General features: G+C 52.8%; 2 protein-coding genes and 1 pseudogene. 2 read left to right on the top strand and 1 reads right to left on the bottom strand.

Annotated features, from left to right (window positions below):
* Nucleotides 1-57: 57 nt before the first annotated feature.
* Nucleotides 58-471, top strand: a pseudogene (locus D9T21_RS12775) (transposase); the annotation flags it as partial.
* 165 nt (nt 472-636) lie between these two features.
* A complete protein-coding gene (locus D9T21_RS12770; RefSeq protein ID WP_164464677.1) occupies nt 637-2,361 on the top strand; it encodes a carboxylesterase/lipase family protein in 1,725 nt (574 codons plus the stop codon).
* Nucleotides 2,362-2,521: 160 nt separating this feature from the next.
* On the opposite strand, the gene D9T21_RS12765 is transcribed toward D9T21_RS12770, so the two are convergent.
* The gene (locus D9T21_RS12765) at nt 2,522-3,046 is read right to left on the bottom strand and encodes a site-specific integrase (RefSeq protein ID WP_241155708.1); all 525 of its coding nucleotides are present in this window, start codon (nt 3,044-3,046) and stop codon (nt 2,522-2,524) included.
* Between the last annotated feature and the right edge of the window lie 122 nt (nt 3,047-3,168).

The following is a 3,168-nucleotide window of genomic DNA, read 5'->3' as shown; positions in this document are numbered from 1 at the left end:
GGCCTTAAATACAGCTGACACAGTGGGTAGTACATAGCGTTAATATTTCTTATACTCAATGGCAGCCCCATGAAGGCCTCGACCTTCTTGGAGAAACTGTACGATCTGGGTATTACGCCCTCGAACAGTCGCCCCCGGGTCAGTAACGACAATGCCTACTCGGAGTCGTTGTTCAAAACCCTGAAGTTCCGCCCGGGGTTCCCGGTAAACGGCTTCAGAACGATCGAGGAGGCCCGCAAATGGGTACTGGCGTTCGTGCGCTGGTACAACACCGAGCACCGACACAGCGCCTTGAACTACGTAACACCTCAGCAACGCCATACGGGCGAAGCTGATCAGATCCTGGCCCAGCGAAAACAGATTATCGAAGCGGCGAAAGCCGAGAACCCGCGTCGCTGGTCTGGTGATATCCGAAACTTCAGCTTGCCGGAATCAGTCACTCTGAACCCGGAAAAGGCGGCCAATTGTTAAAGAGCTGATGACTTAAACGCGACATCTACGTTGACAGACTCCGAGAGGCAAGTTACACTCCATTGAGAGCCTTGGCTTACATGCGTACGCTGAAAATAAATGCACTTGCAGGGCTCTCGATATATTCGGAACTACAACAACAATGCCTCTCATGGAGAAGACCCAATGCGTGTTTATGCTCAACGAATACCAAGCGCTGTTCGCCTTTTGATCCTATCAACATTCGTTTTTTCGCTGTCCGCCTGCAATGACTCGTCATCTGGTCCAAGTGACCCGACTTCGGTTACGACCTCGGAGGGAACCGTCACAGGGCAGCTTGTCACCGACAGTAACGGCAGCGAGATGAAACAATGGCTCGGCGTTCCATATGCCCAATCAACGGAGGGAGCAAACCGTTTTCGTGCGCCCCAAAGCCTGGAGCCGAGGACGGATGTTTTGGAGGCGACAGATTTTGGTGATGCGTGCCCACAAACGCCGGCGCAATCTCCGTTTGCCATTCAAAGTTCAAATCCAGGGTCGACTACTTCGGAGGATTGTCTGAACCTCAATATCTACAGCCCTGCTGAAGGTGATAATCATCCGGTGGTTGTTTGGATCCACGGCGGCAATCTGGATACTGGTGCCGGTTTTCAGCACAGCGCGAAACCTGACAGGTTGGTGAAAGAAGGCATCGTTGTTGTGGCCATTAATTATCGCCTTGGCGTGCTCGGCTATTTGGCGCATCCGGCACTTACGGCCACCTCGCAAACGTCCGAGAAGGGATCAGGTAATTACGGTCTAATGGATCAGATCAAAGCCCTCGAATGGCTTCAAGCCAACGTTGCTGAGTTTGGCGGGGACCCGAATAACGTAACACTGGTCGGTGAGTCTGCAGGCGGATTCAGCATCAAGGGGTTAATGGCTGCCAATGATCGAACCAACGGTTTGTTTCATCGGGTCATTGTTCAGAGCGGTCCATACTTCTTCCAGGAAACGCCTACAGAAGCCGAGCAACGCGGTGCCGGATTTATGGCCAGCCTGTGCGCAGATGATGCATCGCCTGAAGCGGCAGAGTGTCTGCGTAACCTGACCCTTGAGCAAATTCTCACTTTGCAGGCCGGCGAACCTGAATTTCTCACTTTGCAGGCCGGCGAACCTGAATTCGGTTCGGAAATTGTTCAACGACCGGGTGTTCTTGAACAGACGGTGGCAGCCGCGTTGGCAAGTGGACAGTTCACGGCTGACCAGGTGTTGGAAGGCTCGAACCGGGATGAATGGCGTTTGTTTGTTGCTGCGGAGCAACTTGTGAGTGGACGCAATTCCCTTGAGGAACTACTTGCAGGAAGTTCGACAGCCTACCGGCAAGAACTGATACGGCGATATGGTTCAGTCACTGAAGCCAATGCGGACGCGGTGGTAGACCTCTATCCGCTTAGCAGTTATGACAATGCCGATATCGCGGTCTCTGCCGTGGGCACCGATGCGATCTTTGCCTGTCCAGGCTTTGGTAACATTGCGGCTGCCGCGCAACATATCCCGGTCTACGCGTACGAATTTGCAGACCGAAATGCACCGCTGCCTTTACCATTATTTGCAACAGGTCAACCCGCTTTAGGTGCTGCGCACGCCACTGAAATTCCTTATGTCTTTGCCTCTCAGGCTGAACTGGAAGCCGAATTCTCCGCAGATTCCGCAACGCTCGCCGAGACGATGGTGCGCTACTGGGCGGCGTTTGCCCGCACCGGCGACCCAACCCCAAGCGACGGGACTCTGCCTGCATGGCTGCCCTTTGTGAATCAGGGCTATCAATCACTGCAAGCGCCTGCCGAAAATACTGGTCCCTTCTCAGTGTTGTCCGGTGGTCAATCATTCAACCAGGCTCGAAATTGTACCCTTTGGTTGGGCGGTTGAAGCACTTTCAACGATAGAGAAACGCCGTTGATCAGCCCGGTGCGATCGGCACCGGGCTTCAAAAACTACCCAGTAAGCAAATGTGATATCCGCGGAGCAACGACGATCCGTCCCTCTGTTGAGCTTATGATGGAGCACCGAGGCAAACCTCAGCGATTTCTCAACCCATAATCAGATCCTTAGGCCTGGTTCTGTATACACATCTCACGCTTCGCAGACGTGAAGGCCCCTTTCTGAAAGGAGATCCTATGAAAAAAATGCACGCACCCAAGATCATGGTATGTTCAATCGCCATCTTGTCGGTTGCCGGCTGTGGGGGCGGCTGTGTGGCATCAATCAGTTGCTTGACTTCCTCTTTACTCAAGACCGTCGGCAACTTCCTTGGCACCGGCACGGTGCTGACTTTGAGCATCACATCAGGTCGATTCAAGGACTTATGAAATAAGAACGTTAAACCCGATAACGTGGCATTGATGGTGATGTTAGATGTACCTTGCTCGGCCAATGCGAGTTGGAATTGGCGCAATTCTTCAGCCGTGGCATCCTCTGGCGAGCGTTTCAAAAAGGTAGCGAGTTTCTTCACGCCTCTGATGTAGCCTATTTGCGTTTTAGGACTGAGCCTACGCATGGTCATATCTTCAATCATGCGTTGGCGTATGGGGTTGGATCCTTCAAAGTAACTCATGGTTTCACTCCTGAGTGAATTCAGGGCGACATTGCCCTTCCTTCAGCTTAGAAGCGGAGAACGAGATCAGAATATAATTAATGAGGTGGGGGCGGCACTACTACCGCGGAGCGGTTTAGTCC

Source organism: Marisediminitalea oceani (genome assembly GCF_003731635.1).
Taxonomy (GTDB): domain Bacteria; phylum Pseudomonadota; class Gammaproteobacteria; order Enterobacterales; family Alteromonadaceae; genus Alteromonas; species Alteromonas oceani.
The sequence above is the reverse complement of the archived record's forward strand: the minus strand, read 5'-3'. Positions and strand labels throughout refer to the sequence as shown.

Excerpts from the sequence above, each read along its gene's own strand:
- D9T21_RS12770 (WP_164464677.1), top strand. The coding sequence starts at position 637 with ATGCGTGTTTATGCTCAACGAATACCAAGCGCTGTTCGCCTTTTGATC.
- D9T21_RS12765 (WP_241155708.1), bottom strand. The coding sequence starts at position 3,046 with ATGAGTTACTTTGAAGGATCCAACCCCATACGCCAACGCATGATTGAA.